The organism is Rhodococcus sp. (in: high G+C Gram-positive bacteria) (assembly GCF_049591685.1).
Classification (GTDB): Bacteria; Actinomycetota; Actinomycetes; order Mycobacteriales; family Mycobacteriaceae; genus Rhodococcoides.
This window is the reverse complement of record NZ_JBAWFH010000121.1, coordinates 1-2,501: the sequence shown is the minus strand read 5'-3', so window position 1 is coordinate 2,501 and position 2,501 is coordinate 1. Positions and strand designations below refer to the sequence as shown.

Annotated in this window: 4 protein-coding genes; 3 read left to right on the top strand and 1 reads right to left on the bottom strand. The window is 66.3% G+C overall.

Going from position 1 to position 2,501, the window contains the following annotated elements; translation table 11 throughout:
• The 3 genes from WBQ44_RS05395 to WBQ44_RS05385 all read left to right on the top strand — a co-directional run.
• On the top strand, positions 1-438 hold a 438-nt coding region (locus tag WBQ44_RS05395), incomplete at its 5' end, for an MFS transporter (RefSeq protein WP_495565703.1).
• 109 nt (positions 439-547) lie between these two features.
• A complete protein-coding gene (locus WBQ44_RS05390; RefSeq protein WP_495565702.1) occupies positions 548-1,222 on the top strand; it encodes a response regulator transcription factor in 675 nt (224 codons plus the stop codon).
• The gene (locus tag WBQ44_RS05385) at positions 1,222-2,226 is read left to right on the top strand and encodes a HAMP domain-containing sensor histidine kinase (RefSeq protein ID WP_495565701.1); all 1,005 of its coding nucleotides are present in this window, start codon (positions 1,222-1,224) and stop codon (positions 2,224-2,226) included. The genes WBQ44_RS05390 and WBQ44_RS05385 overlap by 1 nt, the downstream gene beginning before the upstream one ends.
• 11 nt (positions 2,227-2,237) lie before the next feature.
• Here WBQ44_RS05385 and WBQ44_RS05380 read toward each other — a convergent pair.
• The coding region (locus WBQ44_RS05380) for a hypothetical protein (RefSeq protein ID WP_495565700.1) at positions 2,238-2,501 on the bottom strand (264 nt) is incomplete at its 5' end.

Sequence of the window (2,501 nt, the reverse complement as noted above, 5' to 3'; positions counted from 1 at the left end):
GTGACAGGCAATTACTTCGGCGGCTGGCTGGCCGACAAGCTGATGCTGCGCGGGACGTTCATCGGCCTCGCCGCCATGGCGGTGTTCCTCGCGACGTTCGTCTTCGCGTCACACAACGCGATCAGCGCTCTCCTTCTCGTCTTCCTGATCGGGGCCTCCGGATCGTCGGTGATCCCCGGGCTGCAGACGCGGTTGATGGACGTCGCCGAGGATGCGCAGACCCTCGCTGCGTCGCTGAACCATGCTGCCTTCAACCTCGCCAACGCCATCGGTGCCGCCCTGGGCGGGGCAGTCATCTCCGCAGGCTTCGGCTACACGGCTCCAGCGGCCGCAGGCGCTGTCCTCGCGGTCGCAGGTGTGGGCGTTCTCGCCACGGCCATGTGGATGCAGCGTCGGACAGACGCCCGTTCTGCTATCGCTTCCGAAGTCGTCTCGTAACAGTCACCTCGGCCCGTCAGCCGCCGGCCGGATCCGCCGGCTTCGATCTTCACCGAACCTCCACATTTCCCGCCCGGCTCCTCCACGAGCGCCCTCTAGGGTCGGATGCATGAACCGCACCGTCTTGGTCGTCGACGACGAACCGACCATCTCTGACGCAGTGGCAGCGCGCCTGAGGGGGGAGGGCTACACGGTCGCCACCGCAGCGGACGGCCCATCCGCGGTGGACGTGTGCGCTCGTGTCCGGGCCGACGTCGTGGTGCTCGACGTCATGCTTCCCGGCTACGACGGTCTCGAGGTGTGTCGACGGATCCAGGCTGCGCGCCCGGTGCCGGTGTTGATGCTGACGGCGAAGTCCGACGAGACGGACATGCTCGTCGGACTCGGCGTGGGAGCCGACGACTACCTGTCCAAGCCGTTCAGTATGCGAGAGTTGGTCGCTCGCGTGCATGCCCTCGTACGGCGGGTCGATCGTTCACAGGTGCCAGAGCCGACTTCGACGAGTATCGGAGCGATCCGGATCGATCACGACGAGCGTCGGGTGCACGGCCAGGACGGGGAAATCCACCTCACGCGAACCGAATTCGACATCCTCACCTATCTGGCCGAGCGGCCGCGCACGGCCGTCGCGCGGGAAACCCTCCTGGCGCAGCTCTGGGGCTGGGGAGACTCGGCGGGTAGTCGCACGGTGGACAGTCATGTGAAGGCGCTGCGACGCAAACTCGGGAACGAGCTCATCCGCACCGTGCACGGCGTCGGGTACGCGTTGGAGGTGCCGCGTTGATGCGCCGCTCCGCGGCCGACGGTGAGCGTCCGCCCCGCCCGGCGCTACCGCGTCCCCTCGATCCCTTCACCTCGTTCAAGCTCAAGGTTTCGTTCATCGTGGGCGTCGTCCTGATCGTCGCCAGCATCACCTTCTGGTTCGGTGCGGGTTGGCAGTTTCGATACGCACTGCTCGCCGCTCTCGTCATGTCGCTGGCGGCGACGCAGGTACTGGCGCACGGTATGACGTCACCGCTGCGGGAGATGACCGCGGCGGCCAAGGCGATGGCACGAGGTGACTACACGACGCGAGTGCGCGCAACATCACGCGACGAAATCGGTCAACTGGCGCAGGCGTTCAACACCATGTCCACCGATCTCGAAGCAGCCGACAACTATCGGCGAGAACTCATCGGCAACGTCTCCCACGAATTGAAGACCCCGATCGCCGCGCTGCGTGCGGTGCTCGAGAACATCGTCGACGGCGTCAGCGAACCGGATCCGGCGACGTTGCGGGTGGCGCTACGGCAGACCGAAAAGCTCGGCGACCTCGTCGCGGAACTGCTCGATCTGTCACGGCTCGAGGGTGGGGTATTGCCCCTGCGACCCGAAAGCTTGCTCCTCCGAACATTTCTCGCCGACGTGACCGCAGAACACTCTCGGATCGACATTGACGTCGTTCCGGCGGATCTGAAGGTCTGTGCAGATCCTTCGAGGCTCACCCAGGTGATCACCAATCTCGTCGACAACGCTGTGCGGCACGCACCCGCCGACACCGCCGTGGCCGTCTCCGCACGCGCCGTCGACGGCGGTGTGCACTTCGACATCGTCGACCGCGGACCGGGTATCGCAGCAGCAGAACGGTTTTCGGTGTTCGACCGCTTCAGTCGAGGCGGAGCCACCGACGGCGGTACCGGCCTCGGATTGGCCATAGCCCGCTGGGCCACCGAACTGCACGGCGGCACGATCCAAGTGCTCGATCGCACTCCGGGTTGCCACATCAGGGTGTACATCCCGAGCACCTGATTTCCCTTCCATCACCGATTCGGCTCGTTCTGGCGACGCCGCTCACAGTCCTGCCCGCACGAAGGAAGAAGGCTGTCCATGGTCACCGGCTCCACTCCACCCGTCCCGAGCTCACCTGTTTCGAGCCCGCCCGTCCCGAGCTCACCTGTTTCGAGCCCGCCTGTTTCGAGCCCGCCTGTTTCGAGCCCACAGCGCCGCTCCACCTCGCTGTGGCCGGGCCACGTCTGGCCCCGGCGCCGCTTTGCCGCGGCGCCCCGGCGCACCCTGATCGGAGC